This is a genomic window from Magnetospirillum sp. UT-4, assembly GCF_902729435.1.
GTDB lineage: Bacteria > Pseudomonadota > Alphaproteobacteria > Rhodospirillales > Magnetospirillaceae > Magnetospirillum.
The window spans coordinates 37,991-60,415 of sequence record NZ_CACVCG010000034.1 but is presented as its reverse complement, the minus strand read 5'-3'; the positions used below and the strand labels follow the sequence as shown (position 1 = coordinate 60,415).

18 protein-coding genes are annotated in these 22,425 nt (G+C 69.2%); 7 read left to right on the top strand and 11 right to left on the bottom strand.

The window, feature by feature from the left end; translation table 11 throughout:
- The first annotated feature begins 84 nt into the window (after positions 1–84).
- Positions 85–4,065 carry a chemotaxis protein CheB gene (locus MTBUT4_RS03000; protein ID WP_173978178.1) on the top strand — a complete coding sequence of 1,327 codons (3,981 nt, stop codon included), beginning with the start codon at positions 85–87 and terminating at the stop codon, positions 4,063–4,065.
- Positions 4,066–4,083: 18 nt separating this feature from the next.
- Here the strand turns inward: MTBUT4_RS03000 and MTBUT4_RS02995 are convergent, their stop codons facing one another.
- Together MTBUT4_RS02995 and MTBUT4_RS02990 are read right to left on the bottom strand one after the other, a co-directional pair.
- Complete coding sequence (locus MTBUT4_RS02995; protein ID WP_173978177.1) at positions 4,084–5,022, bottom strand: DnaJ C-terminal domain-containing protein; 939 nt, start codon at positions 5,020–5,022, stop codon at positions 4,084–4,086.
- Positions 5,023–5,024: 2 nt separating this feature from the next.
- Positions 5,025–5,498 carry an RT0821/Lpp0805 family surface protein gene (locus MTBUT4_RS02990; RefSeq protein WP_173978176.1) on the bottom strand — a complete coding sequence of 158 codons (474 nt, stop codon included), beginning with the start codon at positions 5,496–5,498 and terminating at the stop codon, positions 5,025–5,027.
- A 124-nt stretch (positions 5,499–5,622) separates the two neighbouring features.
- On the opposite strand from MTBUT4_RS02990, the gene pdxH reads away from it, so the two are divergent.
- Positions 5,623–6,210 (top strand): pyridoxamine 5'-phosphate oxidase, encoded by a 588-nt coding sequence (gene pdxH / locus MTBUT4_RS02985; protein ID WP_173978175.1) that lies wholly within the window; start codon positions 5,623–5,625, stop codon positions 6,208–6,210.
- Positions 6,211–6,223: 13 nt separating this feature from the next.
- Positions 6,224–7,159: a cation diffusion facilitator family transporter gene (locus tag MTBUT4_RS02980; protein WP_173978174.1), complete on the top strand. Its 936-nt coding sequence runs from the start codon at positions 6,224–6,226 to the stop codon at positions 7,157–7,159.
- Here MTBUT4_RS02980 and MTBUT4_RS02975 read toward each other — a convergent pair.
- Both MTBUT4_RS02975 and ndk read right to left on the bottom strand, forming a co-directional pair.
- A complete protein-coding gene (locus MTBUT4_RS02975) occupies positions 7,156–7,641 on the bottom strand; it encodes a helix-turn-helix domain-containing protein (protein ID WP_173978173.1) in 486 nt (161 codons plus the stop codon). The two genes, MTBUT4_RS02980 and MTBUT4_RS02975, sit on opposite strands and share 4 nt — an antisense overlap.
- Positions 7,642–7,947: 306 nt before the next feature.
- Positions 7,948–8,370 (bottom strand): nucleoside-diphosphate kinase, encoded by a 423-nt coding sequence (ndk, locus tag MTBUT4_RS02970; protein WP_173978172.1) that lies wholly within the window; start codon positions 8,368–8,370, stop codon positions 7,948–7,950.
- A 179-nt stretch (positions 8,371–8,549) separates the two neighbouring features.
- On the opposite strand from ndk, the gene MTBUT4_RS02965 reads away from it, so the two are divergent.
- On the top strand, positions 8,550–10,427 hold the full coding sequence (locus tag MTBUT4_RS02965) for an ABC-F family ATP-binding cassette domain-containing protein (RefSeq protein WP_173978171.1): 1,878 nt from the start codon (positions 8,550–8,552) through the stop codon (positions 10,425–10,427).
- Positions 10,428–10,568: 141 nt separating this feature from the next.
- A complete protein-coding gene (locus MTBUT4_RS02960) occupies positions 10,569–12,335 on the top strand; it encodes an ATP-binding protein (protein ID WP_173978170.1) in 1,767 nt (588 codons plus the stop codon).
- Positions 12,336–12,384: 49 nt separating this feature from the next.
- On the opposite strand, the gene MTBUT4_RS02955 is transcribed toward MTBUT4_RS02960, so the two are convergent.
- Positions 12,385–12,840, bottom strand: a complete 456-nt coding sequence (locus tag MTBUT4_RS02955; RefSeq protein WP_173978169.1) for a DNA polymerase III subunit chi — start codon at positions 12,838–12,840, stop codon at positions 12,385–12,387.
- 201 nt (positions 12,841–13,041) lie between these two features.
- Positions 13,042–14,538 (bottom strand): leucyl aminopeptidase, encoded by a 1,497-nt coding sequence (locus MTBUT4_RS02950; RefSeq protein ID WP_173978168.1) that lies wholly within the window; start codon positions 14,536–14,538, stop codon positions 13,042–13,044.
- A 272-nt stretch (positions 14,539–14,810) separates the two neighbouring features.
- On the opposite strand from MTBUT4_RS02950, the gene MTBUT4_RS02945 reads away from it, so the two are divergent.
- Positions 14,811–15,500 (top strand): transposase, encoded by a 690-nt coding sequence (locus MTBUT4_RS02945; RefSeq protein WP_173978167.1) that lies wholly within the window; start codon positions 14,811–14,813, stop codon positions 15,498–15,500.
- A gap of 153 nt (positions 15,501–15,653) precedes the next feature.
- On the opposite strand, the gene MTBUT4_RS02940 is transcribed toward MTBUT4_RS02945, so the two are convergent.
- Entirely contained in the window at positions 15,654–16,559 is a 906-nt protein-coding gene (locus MTBUT4_RS02940) for a hypothetical protein (protein ID WP_173978166.1), read from the bottom strand.
- Positions 16,559–17,053, bottom strand: coding sequence for a GNAT family N-acetyltransferase (locus MTBUT4_RS02935; protein ID WP_173978165.1), 495 nt, complete (start codon positions 17,051–17,053; stop codon positions 16,559–16,561). The genes MTBUT4_RS02940 and MTBUT4_RS02935 overlap by 1 nt, the downstream gene beginning before the upstream one ends.
- A 361-nt stretch (positions 17,054–17,414) precedes the next feature.
- Here MTBUT4_RS02935 and MTBUT4_RS02930 point away from each other — a divergent pair, with 361 nt between their 5' ends.
- The gene (locus MTBUT4_RS02930) at positions 17,415–18,122 is read left to right on the top strand and encodes a cysteine peptidase family C39 domain-containing protein (protein ID WP_173978164.1); all 708 of its coding nucleotides are present in this window, start codon (positions 17,415–17,417) and stop codon (positions 18,120–18,122) included.
- 14 nt (positions 18,123–18,136) lie between these two features.
- Here MTBUT4_RS02930 and MTBUT4_RS02925 read toward each other — a convergent pair whose 3' ends face one another.
- From MTBUT4_RS02925 to MTBUT4_RS02915, 3 genes are all read right to left on the bottom strand, one after another.
- On the bottom strand, positions 18,137–19,897 hold the full coding sequence (locus MTBUT4_RS02925) for an EAL domain-containing protein (RefSeq protein WP_173978163.1): 1,761 nt from the start codon (positions 19,895–19,897) through the stop codon (positions 18,137–18,139).
- Positions 19,898–19,976: 79 nt separating this feature from the next.
- The gene (locus tag MTBUT4_RS02920) at positions 19,977–21,377 is read right to left on the bottom strand and encodes an FAD-binding oxidoreductase (RefSeq protein ID WP_371737485.1); all 1,401 of its coding nucleotides are present in this window, start codon (positions 21,375–21,377) and stop codon (positions 19,977–19,979) included.
- Between the two features lie 2 nt (positions 21,378–21,379).
- Entirely contained in the window at positions 21,380–22,354 is a 975-nt protein-coding gene (locus MTBUT4_RS02915; protein WP_173978161.1) for an L-threonylcarbamoyladenylate synthase, read from the bottom strand.
- Between the last annotated feature and the right edge of the window lie 71 nt (positions 22,355–22,425).

Here is a 22,425-nt window from a genome sequence, read left to right as displayed (position 1 = left end):
CACCTTTAGGGTAGCGTCGTGCCCGCAAGTCATATACTTTAGGGTAAATATATCTGCCTTGCCATTGAGAAAGGCCAAGGAGCCATGACGGCACGCGCGCGCAGCGAAGGAACGCCGGCACCGGCGCGGCGCAACCGCCGCGATCCGACTGCCGGGACCCTGCCCTATGTGGTCGGGGTCGGCGCGTCGGCCGGCGGGCTCGAGGCATTGGACCGCATGTTCTCGGCCATGCCGGCCAAGACCGGCATCGCCTTCGTGCTGGTCCAGCACCTCTCGCCCGACCACAAGAGTCTGATGGTCGAGCTGCTGGCCAAGAAGACCAAGATGCAGGTGGTCTCGGCCGAGGACGGCATGAGCGTCAAGAGCGAGACCGTCTACATCCTGCCGCCCGGCAAGATGATCACCATCAAGGGCGGCGCCCTCAAGCTGTCCGAAAAGAACCGTCGCGACGGCCTGGTGTTCCCCATCGACGTCTTCCTCAACTCGCTGGCCGAGGACCAGGGCGGGATGTCGGGGGCGGTGATCCTGTCGGGCACCGGCAGCGACGGCACCAAGGGTGTGCGCGCCATCCACGAGGCCGAGGGGGTGGTGCTGGTGCAGGACCCCCGCACCTCCGGCTTCGACGGCATGCCGCGCTCGGCGCTGGAGACCGGAATCACCGACGCCAGCCTGCCGCCCGAGCAGATCGGCGAGCATCTGGTCGCCTATGTCCGCCGGGTCATCGCCGCCGACGGCACCTCGCTGGCGCGCCACAAGTTCCCCGCCGATCTCGACCGGGTGGTTTCGGTGCTGCTGAACCAGACCGGCATGGATTTCTCGGGCTACAAGAAGGGCACCCTGTCGCGCCGGGTCGACCGCCGCATGCGCCTCAACCACCTCGACCGCATCGAGGACTACGCCATCCTGCTGGCCGGCGACCGCCAGGAAGCCGACAACCTGCAGCGCGAACTGCTGGTCAGCGTCACCTCGTTCTTCCGCGATGCCGCCGCCTTCGAGGTGCTGCGGGCCAAGGTGATCGCGCCGCTGGTGGCCGAGCAGCGCCCCCACTCCGACGCGCTGCGGGTCTGGGTGTGCGGCTGCGCCACCGGCGAGGAAGCCTATTCGGTGGCCATGCTGTTCGCCGAGGAGATGCGGGTCCACGGCCGCCGCGACATCAAGATCTTCGCCACCGACATGGACAAGCACGCCCTCGGCATGGCCGGCAGCGGCGTCTTCTCGGAAGGCGTGGCCGGCGACATCCCCGATGCCCTGCGCGAGCGCTATCTGGTGCAGAACGGCAGCGGCTACCGGGTGGTGCCCGAGCTGCGCCACATGCTGGTGTTCGCCCCCCACAACGTCATTCGCGATCCGCCGTTCACCAAGCTCGACCTGGTGTGCTGCCGCAACCTGCTGATCTATCTGGAGCCCAACCTCCAGATGGCGACCATCCGGCGCTTCCAGTTCGCGCTGCGGCCGGGCGGCGCCATGTTCCTGGGCGGCAGCGAGGGGCTGGGCGCGGCGGCCAGCGACTTCACCGCCCTCGATGCGCGCGCCCGCGTCTACCGGGTGCTCAATCCCGGCCTGCCGGCGCTGAACGAGATGTCCTCGCCGGCGCCCTCGCGGCGCCCGGCACTGGCCCAGGGCACGCCGCGCGACACCCGCGACAGCATGGTCGACGACGCCACCCGCACCCTGCTGCAGGCCTATTGCCCGCCCACCGTGCTAGTCGACGACAAGTTGGCGATCATCCACAATTTCGGCGGCGTCGAGAAATACCTGAAGGTGCCCGAGGGCGAGGCGACCCTGAACGTGGTCCGCCACCTGCCCCGCGACCTCGGCACCGTGGTCGCCGCCAGCGTCCATCGCTGCCTGCGCGAGGGCAAGCCGATCAACGTCCAGCCGGTGCGCATGAACCGCCAGGGCGACGACGTCGTCCAGCTCACCTTCCAGCCCACCACCGCCGTCAACGGCGACCGCCTGGTGCTGATCGCCTTCGAGCGCCCGCACATCGAGCATACCGGCGAGGATGTCGGCCTGCTCGACCTGCAATCGGCGGCGCAGGAGCGCATCCAGGGCCTGGAATCCGAGCTGCGCGCCAACCGCGAGAGCCAGCAGGCCTTCATCGAGGAGCTGGAGACCACCAACGAGGAATTGCAGGCCGCCAACGAGGAACTGCTGGCCTCGAACGAAGAGCTGCAGAGCTCCAACGAGGAGCTGCAGTCGGTCAACGAGGAACTGCATACCGTCAACGCCGAGCTGGCGTCGAAGGTCGAGGAACTGACCCACACCACCGACGACCTCGACAACATCATCGAGGCCTCCGAGATCGGCATCATCCTGCTGGACGGCGACGGCGTCGTCCGCCGCTTCAGCCCCAGCGCGCGCAACGCCGTCAACCTGATGGAGCGCGACATCGGCCGTTCCATCACCGACCTGTCGACCCGGTTCACCTACCCCGACTTCATCGACAACGTCCGCAAGGTGCTGAAGGACGGCATCCCGTGCGAACGCGAAGTGCCGGCCGAGGGCGAGCGGACCCTGCTGACCCGGATCATGCCCTACCGGGCGCGCCAGTCCACCTTCCGCGGCGCCATCGTCACCTTCGTCGACGTCACCCCGATGAAGGTGGTTGAGCGCCGGCTGCAGGTCTACATCGACTCGCTGCCGCACGAGACCGCGGTGGTCGATCGCCTCGGCACCATCGTCCTGGTCAACGCCGTGTGGCGGCGTTTCACCGAATCCAACAACGGCGTTTCCGACCGCTGCGGCCTGGGTCGCAACTACCTGGACATCTGCGAGGCCTCCGAGGGCGAAGGCGCCGCCACCGCCAGATCGGTGGCCGAGGGCCTGCGCAACGTGCTGAGCGGCCGCGCCGACCATTACGCCATCGAGTACCCCTGCCACAGCCCGCGCGAGATCCGCTGGTTCCTGATGCACATGGCGCCGTTCCCGGCCGAGGACGGCTCCATCGGCGGCGCCATCGTCACCCACATGAACATCACCGAACGCAAGCGCTCCGAGGAGGAGCTGCGCCTGGCGGCCCGGGTGTTCGAGAGCAGCGGCGAGGCCATCCTCATCACCGACCGCGAGGAGCGCATCGTCTCGGTCAACCCCGCCTTCGTCGCCACCACCGGCTATGCCCCGGCCGAGGTGATCGGCCGTACCCCGCGCATGCTGTCGTCGGGCCGCCACGACAACGGCTTCTACCGCGACATGTGGAAGACGCTGGAGGCCAGCGGCAACTGGCGCGGCGAAATCTGGAACCGGCGCCGGTCGGGGGAGACCTATCCCGAATTCCTGTCCATCAGCACCGTGCGCGACCTCGAGGGCCGGGTCACCCACTACGTCGCCGTCTTCAGCGACATCACCAACCAGAAGCGGACCGAGGACACCCTGCGCCACATCAACGCCGAACTGGAACAGTTCGCCTATGTGGCCAGCCACGACCTGCGCGAGCCGCTACGCATGATCAACGCCTACCTCACCATGCTGGAACGCCGGGTCGGCAACCAGCTCGATACCGAGGCGCGCGAATTCATGGAGTTCGCCGCCGACGGCGCGCGGCGCATGGACAAGCTGATCCTCGACCTGCTGGAGTTCTCGCGGGTCGGCCGCCAGGGCGAGCCGGCGGCGCCGGCGGCGCTCGAGACGCTGGTCGAGAACGCCACCGCCAACCTGATGGCGACCATCGAGGAAAGCGCGGCGACGGTCGAGCTGGTCGGCGCGTCCCACAACGTCACCGTCGACGAGGGCGAGATGGTGCGAGTGTTCCAGAACATCATCGCCAACGCCATCAAGTACAGCGACCCGACGCGCCCGCCGCACATCCGCATCAGTGCCGAAGTGGCCGGCCGCATGCTGGCCGTCACCATCGCCGACAACGGCATCGGCATGGACCACGACCACCTGGAGCGCATCTTCCTGATGTTCCAGCGCCTGCACGCCCGCAACGCCTATGGCGGCGGCACCGGCATCGGGCTGGCCATCGCCAAGAAGATCATCGAACGCCACGGCGGCCGCATCTGGGCGGAATCACAGCCGGGCGAGGGCTCGCGCTTCATCTTCACCCTGCCGCTGGCGCGGTAGGCGCTCCGCCTCGCCGCCCTATCCCATCCCCGCCTTGGCCCTGGGGTCGTAGCCGTGGCGCGGCCCCCATTTCTCCACCAGCTTGGCGAACTCGGAATCGCCGTCCGGCAGCACCACCTTCAGCGTCACCAGCAGGTCGCCGGGATGGGAGCCGCCGATGCCCTTGCCCTTCAGGCGCAGCACGGTGCCGGTATTGGCGGCGGCGGGAACGGACAGAACCACCTTGCCGTCCAGGGTGGGCACGGTGACCTTGGCGCCCAGCACCGCCTCCTGCACCGAGACGGGCAGGTCCAGCAGGACGTCGCGGTCGCGGCGGGTGAAGAACGGGTGCGGCTCGACCTTGATGTCCACATAGGCGTCGCCCGCCTCGGCCCCGCCGAGGCCGGGATGGCCCTGGCCTTTCAGGCGCAGGCTCTGGCCGTCGGTGGTGCCGGCCGGGATGCGCACGTCCAGCGCCTTGCCCGAGACCAGGGTGACGCGGCGGGTGCCGCCCAGCGCCGCCTCGGTGAAGGACACGCTCAGCGGGTGGCGGGCCTCGGCGCCCTTGCGCTTCGGCCCCGGCGGCGGCTCGTCGTGCCAGCCGTCGAAGCCGCCGGGGTCGAAGCCGGCCTTGGCCTTCTGCTTGCGCCGCATCATCTCGGCCAGGATGTCCTCGGCGCTGGCGCCGAAACCCGAGCCCGAGCGGGTGCCCCGGGCGTTGCCGGCATGGGCGCGCCAGCCCTGGCGGCGCCGGGCCGCGCCGGTGGCGTCGATCTCGCCGCGATCGTACTGGCCGCGCCGCTCGGGGTCGGACAGGAAGTCGTAGGCGGCGCTGATTTCCTTGAACCGCTCCTCGGCCTTGGCGTCGCCCGGATTGACGTCGGGATGGAGCTTGCGGGCCAGCTTGCGGTAGACCGACTTGATCTCGTCGTCGCTGGCCTCGCGGGCCACGCCCAGCACCGAATAGGGGTCCTTCACGGCTACTTCACGACCTTCCACGAGCCGTCCGGCTGGCGGCAGGCGGTGCCGAAGGCGGTCTCGGTCTTGCCGTCGATGGTCACCGTGCTCTGGTACTCGCGACAGTAATTGCCGGCCTGATCGTAGCCGTCGCGGGTCGGGGTGTAGGAGCCGGCATGGCCGCTATCGGGGTTGTTCCAGGTGATCGCCTGGCCGACCGGCGCGCTGTGGGCGCGGGTCTCGGCCTGGCCGGCATAGGTGCGGTCGGCCTTGTCCAGGGACTTGCCGACCTCGGACCCGGCATAGGCGCCGAGCAGGGTGCCCAGAGCGGTCATCGCCAGATTGCCGGTGCCCTTGCCGAACTGCGCCCCGGCCACGGCGCCGCCGATGCCGCCCAGGATCGCGCCGCCGGTCTGCTTGGGACCGGTGTCGTTGGAGCACGCGGCCAGGCCGGCGACCATCATCACCGGCACCATCAGCTTCTTCAATGCGTTCATGGCCTTACTCGTCCGGGGTTGCGCCCCCTCCCGGGGCAAATGACAGGATGACATGGATTTGGGGCTTTTTCCAGGCGTCCCCCCAGGATAGAACACCCCAAACCACCGTGCGGGACCAGCACCGATGTCGAACCCGGACCCCGAACCCTTCGCCCTGTTCGGCAAGTGGATGGCCGACGCCGAAGCCCACGAGCCCAACGACCCCAACGCCATGGCGCTGGCCACCGCCGATTCGGACGGCCGCCCCAGCGTGCGCATGGTGCTGCTGAAGGGTTTCGATCCCGGCGGCTTCGTGTTCTACACCAACCTGGAGAGCCGCAAGGGCGAGGACCTGGCGGCCAATCCCCGGGCGGCGCTGCTGTTCCACTGGAAGAGCCTGAAGCGCCAGGTCCGCGTCGATGGCCCGGTGCAGCCGGTGTCCGCGGCCGAGGCCGATGCCTATTTCGCCACCCGCGCCCGCACCAGCCAGATCGGCGCCTGGGCCTCTACCCAGTCGCGCCCGCTGACCGGCCGCTTCGAGCTGGAACGCCGGGTGGCCGAGTTCACCGCCCGCTTCGGCCTCGGCACGGTCCCCCGCCCGCCCCATTGGTCCGGCTTCCGGGTGGTGCCGGAGCGCCTGGAATTCTGGCATGATCGGCCGTTCCGCCTGCACGACAGGTTCGTGTACACGCGCGACGGCGAAGGCTGGCGGATCGAACACCTGTTCCCCTGAGAGGAGGCCCGGCATGGACCCCACCCCCTCCCCGGCGCCGCCCTCTTCCCCGGCGCCCGACACCGATCGCCTGATGCGGCTGGCCACCTACGCCGCGGTGGCCACCGCGGCGACGCTGATCGTCGCCAAGCTGGCGGCCTGGGCGGCGACCGGATCGGTGGCGCTGCTCTCCACCCTGATCGACTCGGCGCTGGACGCCGCCGCCTCGCTGATCAACCTGTGGGCGGTGCGCCATGCGCTCACCCCGGCCGACCGCGAGCACCGCTTCGGCCACGGCAAGGCCGAGCCGCTGGCCGGGCTGGGCCAGGCCGCCTTCATCTTCGGGTCCAGCGCCCTGCTGCTGGTCGAGGCCAGCGACCGCCTCGCCCATCCGGTGCCGGTCGTGCGCGGCGAGGTCGGCATCGCGGTGATGGTCTTCTCCATCGCGCTGACCGCCGGCCTGGTGGCATTCCAGAAATACGTGCTCCGGCACACGGACTCGGTGGCCATCACGGCCGATTCGCTGCACTACACCGGCGACGTGCTGATCAACGGATCGGTGATCGTGTCGCTGCTGCTGGCCATGACCGTGGGCTGGACCGCCGCCGACCCGATCTTCGCCATCGCCATCTCCGTGTTCCTGGTCTGGAACGCCTGGCAGATTCTGGCCAACTCGTTCGACATGCTGATGGACAAGGAACTGCCCGAGGAGGACCGCGAGCGCATCCTGGAGATCGCCCGCGCCCATCCCGACGTCCTGGGTGTGCACGACCTGCGCACCCGGCTGTCGGGCCAGCAGGGCTTCATCCAGTTGCATCTGGAACTGGACGGCACCCTGCCGCTGGTCCGCGCCCACGACATCGCCGACCATGTCGAGACCGCCATCATGGCGGCCTTCCCCAAGTTCGACGTCATCATCCACCAGGATCCCAAGGGCGTCGACGAACGCCGCGCCGAATTCGAAACCTAATCTTCCTTCTCCCCCACCGGCCCCAGGGCGGTGGCCAGCTGGTAGACCCGGCGACGCACCTCGGGATCGGAAATGCGGTAATAGGCCCGCACCAGTTCCAGCGTCTCGCGCCGCACCATCACCGATTCCACCACCTCGGGCGGGTCCTGGGTGGCGCGGACCATGTGGCGCGGGCTGGCGGCGACGGTGTCCTCGTCCATGTCCTCGAAGAAATAGGTGATCGACACGTCGAGGACCCGCGACAGATCGAACAACCGTGAGGCGCCGATGCGATTGGCGCCGCGTTCGTACTTCTGCACCTGCTGGAACGTGAGCCCCAGCGCTTCGGCCAACTTCTCCTGGCTCATCCCCAGCAGCGTGCGCCGCAGCCGCACCCGGCCGCCGACGTGAACGTCGATGGGATTGGGCCGCCCCGATGGCGTGCGGCCCCGACTGGCGCGCCGCGACACCGCGACGGCGGACTTCTTGAGCGGTCGTCCCATATGCCCCTGCCTCTCCAACCAATGCTACGCGGCCTGAAGCTGCCGAAGCAACAACCGACCGTTGTAATGGAGTTCTCCGGAACTGTAACCCCCAGCTTCCGTAGGTGCATTGTAGTATCAGCGCAATGACCGAAGAGCAACCGCTTTGCTTTTCGAAGCGCCGGTCATCCAGCAATACAAACCAGACTATCTCGCGCCGCCTGCGGTGGTGTCGCCCAATAATTGTTACTAGGTGCCGGCAATAAAAAACGCCCCCGGGCCGATGGCCGCGGGGGCGTCGCAAGCAGGTGCTTTCCGGCCGTCAGCCTAGCCGACGATCTCGCACTGCGAGAAGAAATAGGCGATCTCGATGGCGGCGTTTTCCTGCGAATCCGAGCCGTGCACCGAATTGGCCTCGATGGATTCGGCGAAGTCGGCGCGGATGGTGCCGGGCGCGGCGTTGGCCGGGTTGGTGGCGCCCATGGTCTCGCGGTTCCTGGCGACGGCGTTCTCGCCTTCCAGAACCTGCACCACCACCGGGCCGGACATCATGAAGGACACCAGGTCCGAGAAGAACGAGCGCTCGCGGTGGACCGCGTAGAAGCCCTCGGCCTGTTCCTTGGTCAGGCGCAGCCGCTTCTGGGCGACGATGCGCAGGCCGGCTTCCTCGAAGCGGGCGTTGATCTTGCCGGTCAGGTTGCGCCGGGTGGCGTCCGGCTTGATGATCGACAGGGTACGTTCGATAGCCATGTGGTCGAATTCCTTTCCGGCGGTTGGCGGCGCCTGCGCGGTCCGCTCGCCCGAGGCGGGGACGCGCCGGCCCATCCCGGCGGCCGTCGCACGGGGGCGGGCGCGTTATAACTCCAACGCACATCAAGGGCAACGGGGTCGTTGGAGAGCGGGCGCAGCCGTGTTATGCACCCATCGCCATGCTGCGCATCACCGACCTCGTCTTCCGCTACGGCGGCCGCACCCTGTTCGACCGCGCCACCGTCCACATTCCGGCCGGCGCCCGCGTCGGCCTGGTCGGGCGCAACGGCGCCGGCAAGTCGACCCTGTTCAAGCTGATCCTGGGCGAACTGCACGCCGATGGCGGCGACATCGCGCTGCGCCCGCGCGCCCGCATCGGCCGCCTGGCGCAGGAGGCCCCGGACGGCGAGGCCAGCCTGACCGATTGCGTGCTGGCCGCCGACGGCGAGCGCACCGCCCTGCTGGCCGAGTCCGAGGGCAGCCACGATCCCCACCGCCTGGCCGAGGTGCACGAGCGCCTGAACGCCATCGACGCCCATTCCGCCCCCGCCCGCGCCGCCGCCATCCTGGCCGGTCTGGGCTTCGACGCCGACGCCCAGGCCCGCCCGGTGTCGTCGTTCTCGGGCGGCTGGCGCATGCGCGTTGCCCTCGCATCCGTGCTGTTCGTGCGTCCCGATCTGCTGCTGCTGGACGAGCCCACCAACCACCTGGACCTGGAGGCGACGCTGTGGCTGCAAAGCCACCTCGCCACCTATCCCGGCACCCTGGTGGTCATCAGCCACGACCGCGAGCTGCTGAACGAGGTGTGCGGCCGCATCGTCCACATCGACCAGGGCCGGCTGGTGGCTTACGGCGGCAATTACGACGAGTTCGAGCGCACCCGCGCCGCCAAGCTGGAGCTGGCGGCCAAGGCCCAGACCAAGCAGCTGGAGCAACGGCGCAAGATCCAGGCCTTCATCGACCGCTTCCGCGCCAAGGCGACCAAGGCCCGCCAGGCCCAGAGCCGGGTCAAGATGCTGGAACGCATGGGGCCGGTGGTGTCGGTGGTCGAGGAGAAGGGGATGGTGTTCGACTTCCCCGACCCCGAGCCGCTGTCGCCACCCATCATCGCCCTCGACGACGGCATCGCCGGCTATGGCGACACGGCGATCCTGAAGGGCCTGTCCCTGCGCATCGACATGGAGGACCGCATCGCCCTGCTGGGCGCCAACGGCAACGGCAAGTCGACCCTGTCCAAGCTGCTGGCGGGGCGGCTGGCGCCGCTGTCGGGGGCGCTGCGCCGCGCCCAGAAGCTGCGCATCGGCTATTTCGCCCAGCACCAGGCCGAGGAACTGGACCTGGAGCGCACCGCCTTCCACCACATGGCCGCCTTGATGAAGGAGGCGCCCGAATCCAAGGTCCGCGCCCAGCTGGGCCGCTTCGGCTTCGAGCAGGAACGGGCCGACGTCAAGGTCGCCAACCTGTCGGGCGGCGAGAAGGCGCGGCTGCTGTTCGCGCTGATGAGCCGCGACGCCCCCCACCTGATGATCCTGGACGAACCGACCAACCACCTGGACATCGATTCGCGCGAGGCACTGGTCGCGGCGCTGAACGCCTATGAGGGCGCGGTCATCCTGGTCAGCCACGACCCGCATCTGGTCGAACTGGTGGCCGACCGGCTGTGGCTGGTCGAGGACGGGCGGGTCAAGCCGTTCGACGGCGACCTCGCCGATTACCGCGCGCTGCTGCTGGAGCGGGCGCGCGAGGCCCGGCGCGGCGACGGGGCCGAGCGCGGCGCCGCCCCCAGCCGCAAGGACGAACGCCGCGCCGCCGCCGAGGCCCGCGCCCAGCTCGCCCCCTTGCGCAAGCGCGCCCAGGCGGCCGAAAAGCGGCTGGAAACCCTGGGCGCGGCCAAGGCGGCGCTGGAGGCGAAGCTGGCCGACCCCGCCCTCTACCAGAAGCCGGCAGAGGAGGCGGTGCGCCTGCGCAAGGAGCACGCCGACACCGAAGCCGCCATCGCCGCCACCGAGGCCGAATGGCTGCAGGTGCACGAGGAGCTGGACGCGGCCGGCGGATGAGGCTTTGCCAAATCGGTAAGACCAACTAGTTTGGTTCACGGTGAATTTGGCCCTATCCGTCATCCCCGCGAAGGCGGATCCAGGAGTCGCGGACACGCTGTCGGTGCACCCCTGGGTCCCCGCCTGCGCCGGGACGACGGAATGCATGGTAGGTACGACGCTGTGAGCGAAAACCAGCCCGAGCCCAGCCTGCCCCCGCCGCGGGAAGTGGCACGTCTGCGCCGTGTCCTGTGGGGGTTGGTGCTGCTGACCGCGGTGCTGGTGGTCGGCGGCGCCGGCCTGTTCCTGTACCAGCTGCGCCAGGAGGCCATGACCGACGCCCGCGCCCGCGCCGCCGCCACCACCCGTTTCCTGGAAGACCATATGCGGCGCCTGACCCGGGCAACCGACACCATCCTCGGCTCGGTCTCCGACCTCGCCGTGCGCGGGTCGCTCGACGGGCTTGCCGGAGACCGCGAGCGCTGGGAGGAGTTGCGGCGCCTGCGCCTGGCCTTGCCCGAGCCCGGAACCCTGTGGATCGCCGCCGCCGACGGCGAGGTGCTGATGGGGTCGGTGGCCTTTCCCGCAGTGCCCAACACCGTCATCGACCGGTACTATTTCCAGGCCCAGCTCGACGGGCCGGACCGCCTGGTGGTCGGCCCCATGGTGAACACCAAGACCCGGGACACCCAGGCCTTCCACCTCAGCCGGCGCATCAGCGGTCAGGACGGGCGGATGCGGGGCATCGTCGCCGCCGGCTTCGACGCCGAAACCTTCACCGACTTCTACCGCGACCTCGCCCTCAGCCACGACGCCAATATCGGCATCGTCGACATGGACGGCCGCATCATCCTGCGCCAGCCCGATCCCGCCCGCTGGGCCGGGGTGAAGCTGGACGACAGCCCGCTGCTGCGCATGGCCCGGGCCGGCATGACCGCCGGCCAGTCGGTGTTCGCCTCGCCGGTGGACGACATCGAGCGGCTGGTCGCCTTCCGGGTCCTGCCCGATCTTCGCCTGATCGTCTATAACGGGCTATCGACCGAGGACATCTATGCCGAATGGTGGCGGGCGGCGCGATTCACCGCCGGCGCCTGCCTGGTGGTGATCGCCGCCCTGGCCTGGCTCGCCCAGGTGGCGGCGCACACCCTGGCGCGCGAGGGCAGGCTGGTGACGGCGCTGGAGGACCGGGTCCGCCTGCGCACCGAGGAAGCCATGGCCCAGGCCGAGGAGGCGCGGCGCGCCAACGACACCAAGACCCGCTTCCTCGCCGCCGCCAGCCACGATCTGCGCCAGCCGCTGCAGGCCGCCGGCATGTTCGTCGAGGTGCTGGCGACCCGCCTCAAGGATACCCCCAACGCCATGGTGGTGGAGAAGCTGCGCCAGAGCGTCGATGCCACCCAGGCGCTGCTGTCGACCCTGCTCGACGCCTCGACGCTGGAGGCCGGCAAGGTCGAGCCCCGGGTCGGCTCGTTCCCCATCGCCCCCATGCTGGCCGGCCTGGCCGACCAGCTGGAGCCGGAGGCGACGGCGCGCGGGCTGCGCCTGAAGGTGGTGTCCACCGACGCCTGGATCGTCAGCGATCCGGTGCTGCTGGAACGCCTGCTGCGCAACCTGCTGGTCAACGCGCTGCGCTACACCCCGGCCGGCGGCGTGCTGCTGGGCTGCCGGCCCCGCTCCGGCAGCCTGGCGATTTCGGTGGTGGACACCGGCATCGGCATTCCGACCGACAAGCTGGGCACCATCTTCGAGGACTTCACCCGCCTGGGCGACAAGGGCAGCGGCAGCGAGCGCGGGCTGGGCCTGGGCCTCAGCGTGGTGCGCCGCACCGCCGACCTGCTCAGGCATCCGGTGATGGTCCGCTCGGTCGAGGGCAAGGGCTCCAGCTTCACGGTGGTGGTGCCCCTGGGCCGGACGCCGGCGCGGGACTAGTGTGGTGATTCTGAAATTCGTATAGCGGATTTCGGGGATAAGCAGGCCACTACCCCCGCGCCTTCTCCTCCCAGCCACCGCTTTCGGTCTGCTGGTAATAGACCAACTCGTGGCCGGCCGCCTTCCACTCCTTCCAGCGCCGGCGGGCGGAGGCCACCGCCTCGTCGTCGTTGCCGTCGAACAGGTCGAGGCAGCGCGCATAGCCGTCCAGCGCCGCCGGCGCGGCGCCGTCGCACAGCACCAGGACACCGGCGCCGTTGGGGTTCTCGTCGGCATCGGTGAGCCACACCGGCTGCAGCGCCGCCTCGCCGTCCCTGGCCGAGCCGTGCGGCAGCCAGCTCTCGTCCGAGAACGTCCACAGATGGGTGTTGAGGTGCTCCACCCGTTCCGGACTGCCGGCCATCACCACCACCCGCAGCCCGGCCGCCAGCGCCTTCTCCAGCAGGCGCGGCAACGCCTGTTCCAGCGGCAGTCGCAGCAGGTGATAGAAGCCGATCTGGGTCATGCACCCCTCCCCCGCCTGCGGGGGAGGGAGGGGCCCGGCGCGCGAGCGACGGGAGGGAGAGGGCGCGCACCGGCAGGGGCGCCTTGCGGCAGCATGGATTGGACGCGCCGACGCGCGCCGCCCTCTCCCCGGCTCGCTGGCGCTCGCCCCCTCTCCCGCAAGCGGGCGAGGGGCTCGTCCGCAGGCCCCATGGCCACCCCCCTACCTGTCCTCGTACTGCGTGGCGACCAGCCGGTCGAGCAGGCGCACGCCATAGGCGGTGGCGCCCTTGGGCACGGTGGCGGTGTCCTTCTTGGACCAGGCGGTGCCGGCGATGTCCAGATGGGCCCACGGCACGTCGCCGACGAAGCGCTTGAGGAACTGGGCGGCGGTGATGGAGCCGCCCTCGCGGCCGCCGATGTTCTTCATGTCGGCGATGTCGGATTTCAGCTGCTTGTCGTAGGCCTCGCCCAGGGGCATCCGCCACACCGGCTCGCCCACCGCCTTGCCGGCGGCGGTGATGGCCTCGGCCAGCGCGTCGTCGCCGGCGAACAGGCCGGCATATTCGTTGCCCAGCGCGATGATGATGGCGCCGGTCAGGGTGGCGAGGTCGATCATCGCCTTGGGCTTGAAGCGTTCCTTGGCGTACCAGAGCGCGTCGCACAGCACCAGCCGGCCCTCGGCGTCGGTGTTGAGGACCTCGACGGTCTGGCCGGACATGGAGGTGACCACGTCGCCCGGCCGCTGCGCCGTGCCCGAGGGCATGTTCTCGACCAGGCCGACGATGCCGACCACGTTCGCCTTGGCCTTGCGCCCGGCCAGCGCCTTCATGGCGCCGATCACCGCGCCGGCGCCGGCCATGTCCCACTTCATGTCCTCCATGCCGCCCGAGGGCTTGATGGAGATGCCGCCCGAATCGAAGCACACCCCCTTGCCCACCAGCACCAGCGGCGCCGCCTCCGGGTCCCTGGCCCCGGTCCAGCGCATGACCACCAGCTGGCTTTCGCGCTCGGAGCCCTGGCCGACGCCCAGCAGGGCGCCCATGCCCAGCTTCCGCATCTGCTTCTCGCCCAGCACCTCGACCTCGACGCCCAGCTCGGACAGCTTCGATGCCTCGGCGGCCAGCGCCTCGGGGGTGATGACGTTGGCCGGCTCGCTGACCACGTCGCGGGTCAGGAAGACACCGTCGGCGACCTTGTCCAGCGGCGCGAAGGCGGCCTTGGCGCCGGCGGCGGCGTCGGTGAGCACCGCCACCTTCTTGACCGACGGCTTGTCCTCCTTCTTCTCCTTGGTGAAGTAGCGGTCGAAGCGGTAGCCGCGCAGCCGCGCGCCGAAGGCGATGCGGGCGGCCAGCTCGGCCGCCGACAATTTGGTGCCCTCGGCCCAGTCGGCGGCGATGGCGATGGCCGCCTCGCCCGAGGTCAGCAGCTGCGCCAGGGCAGTGCCGCCGAAGCCTTCCGCCCCCTGGGTGTCGACCGCCTCGGCCTTGCCGACGCCGACCAGCACCACCCGATTGAGCGCCAGCCCGGCCGGAGCCAGCACGGTCAGGGTCTGGTCCTTCTTGCCCTCGAACCGGCCGGCCGCCATGGCCCGGGACAGCGCCCCGCCCGAACGCTCGTCGAGCTGTCGGGCGGCGGGAGAGAGGGCGCGCCCCTCGAACACGGCGACGACCACCGCACCATCGGCGGGGAGTTCGGGCTTGGCGAAGGCGATCTTCATATCTGGAGGTTCCTGCTGAATCGGATGGTCCCAATGTAGCGATTCGGCGCCCGAAAGGAAGGGGGCGGCTGCACCGGAACGATGTTCGCCGAAGCCTGCTAATCCCGCATGTTCACGAACTGCAGCGGCTGGTCCATCTCCAGTTTGGGAATTACCAATTACGGTGCCAATTACGCAATTACGGTGACCAATTACGGTGACAGTGCACTCAATTCAATTACGGTGACAGTGCACTCAATTGACTCCCCCCACCCTTTCCGTCACACTGGGGCATGAGCCGTCTTGCCCGCCTCGTCGTTCCCGGCCTGCCGCACCACGTCACCCAGCGTGGCAACGGCCGCGCGCAGGTATTCTTTGGCGACGACGACTACGCGTTCTATCGCGCCCTGCTGGCCGAGTCCTGCCGCGCCGCCGAAGTCGAGGTGTGGGCCTGGGTGCTGATGCCCAACCATGTCCACCTGATCGTGGTGCCGACGGACGAGGACGGGCTGCGCCGCGCCCTGGCGCCGGTGCATCGCCGCTATGCCGGCCACGTCCACGCCCGCCTGAAACGCACCGGCCACTTTTGGCAGGGCCGCTTCGGCGCCGTGGTCATGGACGAACCCCACCTGGAGGCGGCGTTGCGCTACATCGCCCTGAATCCCGTCCGCGCCGGCCTGGCCGAACGGCCGCAGGATTGGCCGTGGTCCAGCGTCCACGCCCACCTGTCCGGCAACGACGACGGCATCACCGCCGCCGTCCCCGTCCTGAGCCGCATCCCGGACTTCGCCACCTTCCTCGACCTGCCCGCCGACGAGGGAGCGCTCATGCGCCTGCGCCAGGCCGAAACCATCGGCCGGCCGCTCGGCAGCGACACCTTCCTCAGCGAAATCGAAGCAATCTCCCATCGCGCCCTCAAACCCGCCAAGCCGGGACCAAAGCCAAGGCCGAAAGAAACAGAAGAACAAATGAAACTAATTTAGTGCACTGTCACCGTAATTCGAAAGAAACAGAAGAACAAATGAAACTAATTTAGTGCACTGTCACCGTAATTCTAATTTAGTGCACTGTCACCGTAATTCGATGACGGCTGGGCTGCCAGAAGCGCCGCATTGATTTCCGAAATGACGGTGGAGTTATCGGACATTGTTGAGGCGCTCCCTCATGACGATTTTGATCAGGAATTCCCTGACCTTGGCTTTGGCTTCATTTCGTGAAGTCCCATTGGCGATGCCTGAGCTATAGAGATGCACATTGGCGGCACCGAGAAGACTGACCACGCCACGCGGCACGTCCTCGAGCTTGAAGGGCTCGATGAGCTCTTCCGGCGTCAGCGCTGCCATGTTGTTCAGGCCGATATGCATGTACATCCCGGCCACTAGGCAGGCGCTGGGCAACAGGGATTTCGGCCCCTTGGGCGCGAACACCGCGTACTTGACATCCAAGCTGACCACCGTCTTCACGACCTGGCCATCGGGGTCGTAGACACGGGCGGCAGTGCAGGCCCCCCCGAACAATTCCGTCTTCTTGTGCGTCATTCCCGGAACGTATTCGCTCCCCATGTTGAGGAGCATGTCTCGGATGCCTCGCTCCCCCAAAGGAATGTTAGAAATGAAAAGCAGGACATCGGTTCTCTTCACCTCGGGCTCAAAATGGAGCCAGCGTCCGTTTGCCCACGGCGTGAGGAGGTCGGTAAAGAACATCAGGCGATGGAAGCCTGTCCTGCTTCCGGAATAACCGAGGAAGCCGAAGAAAACGTCCGTGCGGCCGATCATGCCGGCGACGGCGTCTTGGCCGGGAGCAAAAACATAGCGCTCGAAACGAGCGACGGCGGCCTCGATGTCCTTGAGGCGCTGAGGATCGATCTGGTCTTCATGCGTTTGCGCGTTGGCCAGACCCGGAACGATCAACGCCAAAGCCAGGCCCGTTATGGCGATAAGTCGTCGGGCATAAGCCGAGACAACGGCCGGCGAAGGTGAAGAACTGAGACCGGCTTCCCATCTTCCCGTAAGACGTCCCACGATCGCCCGCCACCCATCCATCACCCCACTCCCTCCAGCACGTAATTCCCCCCCGTCTGGCGGAACCCCATCTTCCGAAGGAAGCGGTCGGTCCTGGCGGCGTCGATGCCGGTGGTGACGTTGACGTGGAGGTCGTGGGCGTGGTTGGTGGCGGCCCAGCGCCTGAGGGCGCGCAGCAGCTTCACCGCCGCCGGGCCGCCGCGGGCCTTGGGGGCGACGTAGAGCAGCTGCACGGTTGCGGTGCGGGTGGCGGAGAAGTAGTACTCGCCCAGCACCACGATGGCCATGCCCACCGCCTGGCCGTCATGCTCGGCGATCAGCAGGCCGGGATTGCCGCCCTCCAGGCCGCGGCGGCCGATCTCGGCCATGCGGGCATCGTCCAGCGGTAGGGTATGGAAACGGCTTTCGGCGTGGAGCAGGCGCCCCAGCGCGATCATCGCCGCGATGTCGTCCTGGCTCCGGGCCAGTCGGACCTGAATGGCGCCGGCCTTCGGCGCGGTGTCGATGCTGTTCATGCGGTTCCGTCCCTTAAAGACATTTTCACCACAGAGGCACAGAGGCACAGAGGTGCTTCGCCAGGCTCTCCCCTCTCGGGTGCCCGCAGGCATTGGCGCGGCAAGAGGGCGCATGCGCGTCCGCGCGAACGGCACCTCTGTGCCTCTGTGTCTCTGTGGTGAATTCCCCCTCGTCCGCCGAGCCAGGCGCCTCCAAATAACCCTCCTTTTACGCTTGCATCGGGTCATCACCCGAGTCAAGGTGCTTTCAGCATGCATAAACGCGCGTTGCGCGCAGTTCACAGAACCGACATGTCTTTCGCTATAGTTTTGTACGAGTTCTAATTTCCAGGCAGTGCAAACCACTCGGGGGGGATCAGGGGTGAGCGGAGACTCGGCGCAGACGGGGGCGGCCGAGGCGGCGCCGGCGCTGGATACCGGCCTCGCCTGCCTGTCCATGCTGGCGCGGTTCTTCGAGAAGGCGGCGGATTACGACTCGCTGCGCCATGCCCAGGGTGATCCGGCCAAGACGGCCGACGAGGTGGATCTGCTGCGCCACGCCAAGGCCATCGGCTTCAAGGCCTCGGCCATTTCCAGCGAGTTCCCCCGCCTCGCCCGCACGCCGCTGCCCTGCCTGGCCCGGCACCGGGACGGCGGCTGGTTCATCCTGGCCAAGGTGGCAGACGGCAAGGCGCTGATCCAGGACCCGCGGGTGGGAAGGCCGGAGGAGCTTTCGGCTGACGACCTTGCCGAACGCTGGGACGGCCGCCTGATCCTGGTCGCCACCCGGGCGCAGCTGGCGGCCCAGGGCTCCACCTTCGACCTCACCTGGTTCATCCCGGCGGTGGTCAAGTACCGCCGGCTGTTCGGCGAGGTGCTTCTCGCCAGCTTCTTCATCCAGCTGTTCGGCCTGATCTCGCCGCTGTTCTTCCAGGTGGTCACCGACAAGGTGCTGGTGCACCGCGCCATGACCAGCCTCGACGTGCTGATCTTCGGATTGCGGTGGCAGTGCACCAATCCCCCCCGCACTCATCACGAGTGTGTAGTCGCCGGAACTAATCGGGGTAAAAATCAATATCCCGCGATATGACGTGAAAGAAGACCTCACCCGCCCTGCTCCTCGCTCCCGCCCTCGCCCTTGGCCCCGAAGAACAGCAGGCCGTTGCGGACCACGATGTCGCCGGCGGCCCAGGCGGCCACCGGGTCGAAGCCCTCCAGCGGCTGCATGGGGCGGCCGAAATAGTAGCCCTGGCCGTAGCGGACGTTGTAGACGCGCAGCAGGTTGGCGGTCTCCTCGTCCTCGATCTGCTCGGCGATGGTGGCGACCCGGAGTTCCCGGCACAGTTGGGTGATGGCGCGCAGGAAGGGGCCGTTCTTGTCGTTGGTGGTCATGTCGCGGACATAGGAGCCGTCGATCTTGACGTGATCCACCTTGAGCGCGCGCAGATAGTGGAAGGCGGCGGCGCCGGCGCCGAAATCGTCCACCCCCACCGGATGGCCGTAGGAGCGGATCTCCTGGATCACCGCGTTGGCGGCGGCGAGGTCGGGGATTTCCGACGATTCGGTGATCTCGAACAGCAGCCGGCCGCGCAGGTCGGGCACGCTTTCCACCAGCCGCACGATGCGGGCGGCGGCCATGGGGCTGGCCAGGGTGCGGCCCGAGACGTTGACGGCGAACTTGAGCGACGGATTGGCGCCGGCGCCGGACCGCATCAGGTCGACGGCGCGCAGGCAGACCGCCATGTCGAGGTCGGCGACCAGGCCCAGATTCTCGGCGAAGGTGACGGTGTCGTAGGGCGAGCCGCCGTCCCTGAAGCGCAGCAGGCATTCGAAGTGGTGGACGCTGTTGGTCCACAGATCGACGATGGGCTGGGCCAGCAGCTGGAAGTCGCCGCATTCGATGGCCTGCTTGACCGCGCGCATCTGCGCCATGGTCTCGGCCAGGCTGGGCTTGGCGCCGTCGACGATGGCCTCGATGGTCTGCTCGTCGTCGGCGGCGAAGCGGCGGATGGTGTAGGCCAGGGCGCGCGCCGCCTCCTGCGACGACATGCCGGCGGTGTCCAGGGTGATGGTGTGGACCGAGGACACCACCGGGACGGGCTCGCCGGCGACGGCATCGACGATGCCGGCCACCGCCGCGGCGATGTCCTCGGAGGTGATCGCGGCCGAATGGATCAGACCGAACTTGTGCTCGCCCACCTCGGCGGCGGCGTCGTCCACCGCGGTGCGGCGCAGGTAGTCCGAGAATTCCTGGACGAATTCGGCGGTACGGGCGGCCCCCAGCCGCTCGCGCAGGGTCTGCATCTCGGGCAGGTCGAGCAGGGTCAGGCGGTAATCGCCCTCGTCGCCCTCGCGCAGCAGCTGCTCGGCGGCGGCCGACAGGCCGTCGCCGTCCAGCAGGCCGGTATCGCCGTGCTTGTCGGGCGGCGCCACCAGACCGCCGCTGTGGGTGAGCACGCACAGCAGCCGGCCGTTGCGGTCGGGATGGGGATAGCCGGACAGCGCCACCGGCACCGAATCGCCGCTGGGGAAGTCGATGGTCAGCAGCGTGTGGCGGACGCGGGCGCCGCCGGCCATGCGCTTCAACGCCTTGGCCAGGCGCTTGCGGTCGTCGGGCCGCACCAGATCGATGAGCGGCGTGTCGGCGAGCAGGCGGGCGGGCCGCCCCACCAGCGCCATGGAGGCGCCAACGGCGAAGACGATGCGGCCATGGTCGTCGATCTCCAGCAGCAGGTCGGCGGCGGCGAAGGCGAAAGCGACATAGGCCTCCTGCGACCGCCCCAGCCGCTCCTTGGCAGAGCCCTCGTCGGCGGCACCGCGGTTTTCCGTTCTCGACTGCTTCGCCGGGGCCTTCGTGTTCCCCATCCGTCACCCCGGGATTGCTGCTTCCGGCAGGGTAAGTCGCGGCGCAGCGCGAGGCAAGCCGTTGGTCATCCCCCAAAGGTCAGGGGGGCAGCACCTTGCCGGGATTCATCCGCCCGTCAGGGTCCAGCGCCGCCTTGATGCGGCGCATCAGGTCCAGCTCCACGTCCTGCTTGTAGCGGGCCATCTCGGCCACCTTGAGCCGGCCGATGCCGTGCTCGGCCGAAACCGAGCCGTCCATGGCGGCGACGATGTCGTGGACGATGCGGTTCATGCGTTCCCACTCGGCCAGGAAGCCCGCCTTGTCCGCCCCCGCCGGCTGGGTCAGGTTGAAGTGGACGTTGCCGTCGCCCAGGTGCCCGAAGGCCACCACCCGCACGCCGGGCAGGGCGGCCTCGACGGCGGCGGTGGCGCGGGCGATGAATTCCGGCACCCGGCTGGTGGCGACCGAGACGTCGTGCTTGATGGAGCCGCCTTCGCGCTTCTGCGCCTCGGGCACCGATTCGCGGATCTTCCACAGCGCCTTGCGCTGCTCGCCCGATTCGGCCAGCACCGCGTCGGATGCGGCGCCGCTCTCCAGCGCCTCGGCCAGCACCGATTCCAGCGCCGTGCGCAGGCCGCCGGGGCGCGACGACGACAGCTCCAGCAGCAGGTACCAGGGATGGGGCCGCTCGAACGGATCGCGCAATCCGGCGACATGGGCGAGGCCGAGGTCGAGGCCGATGCGCGGCACCAGCTCGCAGGCGGTCACCGCGTCGCCCGAGGCGCGCCGGGCGGCGGCCAGCAGCCCCAGGGCGGATGCCGGATCGGGCAGTGCCACCAGCGCCGTCTCGACCTCGCACGGGCGGGGAAACAGCTTCAGCACCGCGGCGGTGATGATGCCCAGGGTGCCCTCGGCGCCGACGAACAGGTGCTTCAGATCGTAGCCGGTGTTGTTCTTGCGCAGAGCCTTGAGGCCGTTCCACACCCGGCCGTCGGGCAGCACCACCTCGAGGCCCAGCACCAGCTCGCGGGCGTTGCCGTAGCGCAGCACGGCGACGCCGCCGGCATTGGTCGAGAGATTGCCGCCGATGCGGCAGCTGCCCTCGGCCCCCAGCGACAGCGGGAACAGGCAGCCGGCAGCCTCGGCGGCGTCCTGGATGGCGGCGAGGACGCAGCCGGCCTCGACGGTGATGGTGAAATCCACCGGGTCGATGGCGCGGATGCGGTTCAGGCGTTCGGTGGAGACCACCACCGCCCCCGCCTCGGGCACGCCGCCGCCGCACAGGCCGGTATTGCCGCCCTGGGGCACCACGGCGGCGCCGGCCTCGGCGCAGGCGGCGACCACCGCCGCCACCTCGGCGGTGGACCCGGGCCGCGCCACCGCCAGCGCGCTGCCGTGGTACAGCCCGCGCTCCTCGGCCAGATAGGGGGCGAGGTCGGCCGCCTCGGTCAGGACATGGGCGGCGCCGACGATGGCGGCCAGGCGATCGACCAGGGGCATGCTCATGCCGCCCTCCGGGGCGCGGCGGCGCGGCGCAGGCGGTCGTTGATGGCGAGGCCGAGGCCGGTCTCCGGGATCGGCATCACCGCGATGGCGGTGAAATCCGGGCGGTCGAGAGCGCGCAAGCTGGCGAACAGGTTGGCCGCCGCCTCCTCCAGGTCGCCCGCCGGCGACAGGTTGAGCGCGGCATCGGCCGGAGCCGCGCCGAAGGCCAGCAGCGCCTCGCCGTCGCGCCGCGAGCGGGCGTCCAGGCGTACCGGCAGGCCGGGGGCGTAATGGCTTTCCAGCATGCCCGGGCTGCGCGGGGCCGCCGGGTCCTCGGCCGGGTGAAGCAATTCTTCCCCCAGCACCGCCTCGATGGCTTCGGGGGCGATGCCGCCGGGCCGCAGCAGGGTGGGAACCGGCCCGCTGAGGTCGAGCACGGTGGATTCCAGCCCGACCCGGCAGGGGCCGCCATCCAGGATCATCGCCACCCGCGCCCCCAGGCTTTCCGCCACGTGCGCGGCCAGGGTCGGGCTGACGGCGCCGGAGCGGTTGGCCGAGGGCGCCGCCAGCGGCCGGCCGGCGGCGGCGATCAGGGCGCGGGCGACGGCGTGGTCGGGCAGCCGCACGGCGATGGTGTCGAGCCCGGCCGAGGCCAGCAGCGACACCGGCGAATGGTCGGCGCGCGGCAGCACCAGGGTCAGCGGCCCCGGCCAGAAGCGGGCCATCAGGCGGCGGGCGCGCCCGTCCACCTTGACCAGCGCCTCGGCCTGGTGCGCCTCGGCGACGTGGACGATCAGCGGGTTGAAGCTGGGGCGGTCCTTGGCGGCGAAGATGGCGGCCACCGCGCGGTCCGCGGTGGCGTCGCCGCCCAGGCCGTAGACGGTCTCGGTGGGGAAGGCCACCAGCCCGCCGTGGCGCAGCAGCGCCGCCGCCTCGGCGATTGCGGCGGGAACAGGCGGCTCGATGCGGACCGGGGCGGGAACGGGAGTCATGGCGGCAGGATAATTCAGCGGCGCCGGAAACGGAACGGCGGCGGTGTCGCCACCGCCGCCGCCAAGCTCCG

Excerpts from the sequence above, each read along its gene's own strand:
- MTBUT4_RS02990 (WP_173978176.1), bottom strand. The coding sequence starts at position 5,498 with ATGAACGCATTGAAGAAGCTGATGGTGCCGGTGATGATGGTCGCCGGC.
- MTBUT4_RS02980 (WP_173978174.1), top strand. The coding sequence starts at position 6,224 with ATGGACCCCACCCCCTCCCCGGCGCCGCCCTCTTCCCCGGCGCCCGAC.
- MTBUT4_RS02915 (WP_173978161.1), bottom strand. The coding sequence starts at position 22,354 with ATGACTCCCGTTCCCGCCCCGGTCCGCATCGAGCCGCCTGTTCCCGCC.
- MTBUT4_RS03000 (WP_173978178.1), top strand. The coding sequence starts at position 85 with ATGACGGCACGCGCGCGCAGCGAAGGAACGCCGGCACCGGCGCGGCGC.
- MTBUT4_RS02950 (WP_173978168.1), bottom strand. The coding sequence starts at position 14,538 with ATGAAGATCGCCTTCGCCAAGCCCGAACTCCCCGCCGATGGTGCGGTG.
- pdxH (WP_173978175.1), top strand. The coding sequence starts at position 5,623 with ATGTCGAACCCGGACCCCGAACCCTTCGCCCTGTTCGGCAAGTGGATG.
- MTBUT4_RS02955 (WP_173978169.1), bottom strand. The coding sequence starts at position 12,840 with ATGACCCAGATCGGCTTCTATCACCTGCTGCGACTGCCGCTGGAACAG.
- MTBUT4_RS02935 (WP_173978165.1), bottom strand. The coding sequence starts at position 17,053 with ATGAACAGCATCGACACCGCGCCGAAGGCCGGCGCCATTCAGGTCCGA.
- MTBUT4_RS02975 (WP_173978173.1), bottom strand. The coding sequence starts at position 7,641 with ATGGGACGACCGCTCAAGAAGTCCGCCGTCGCGGTGTCGCGGCGCGCC.
- MTBUT4_RS02960 (WP_173978170.1), top strand. The coding sequence starts at position 10,569 with ATGCATGGTAGGTACGACGCTGTGAGCGAAAACCAGCCCGAGCCCAGC.
- MTBUT4_RS02920 (WP_371737485.1), bottom strand. The coding sequence starts at position 21,377 with ATGCCCCTGGTCGATCGCCTGGCCGCCATCGTCGGCGCCGCCCATGTC.
- MTBUT4_RS02945 (WP_173978167.1), top strand. The coding sequence starts at position 14,811 with ATGAGCCGTCTTGCCCGCCTCGTCGTTCCCGGCCTGCCGCACCACGTC.
- ndk (WP_173978172.1), bottom strand. The coding sequence starts at position 8,370 with ATGGCTATCGAACGTACCCTGTCGATCATCAAGCCGGACGCCACCCGG.
- MTBUT4_RS02940 (WP_173978166.1), bottom strand. The coding sequence starts at position 16,559 with ATGGATGGGTGGCGGGCGATCGTGGGACGTCTTACGGGAAGATGGGAA.
- MTBUT4_RS02965 (WP_173978171.1), top strand. The coding sequence starts at position 8,550 with ATGCTGCGCATCACCGACCTCGTCTTCCGCTACGGCGGCCGCACCCTG.
- MTBUT4_RS02925 (WP_173978163.1), bottom strand. The coding sequence starts at position 19,897 with ATGGGGAACACGAAGGCCCCGGCGAAGCAGTCGAGAACGGAAAACCGC.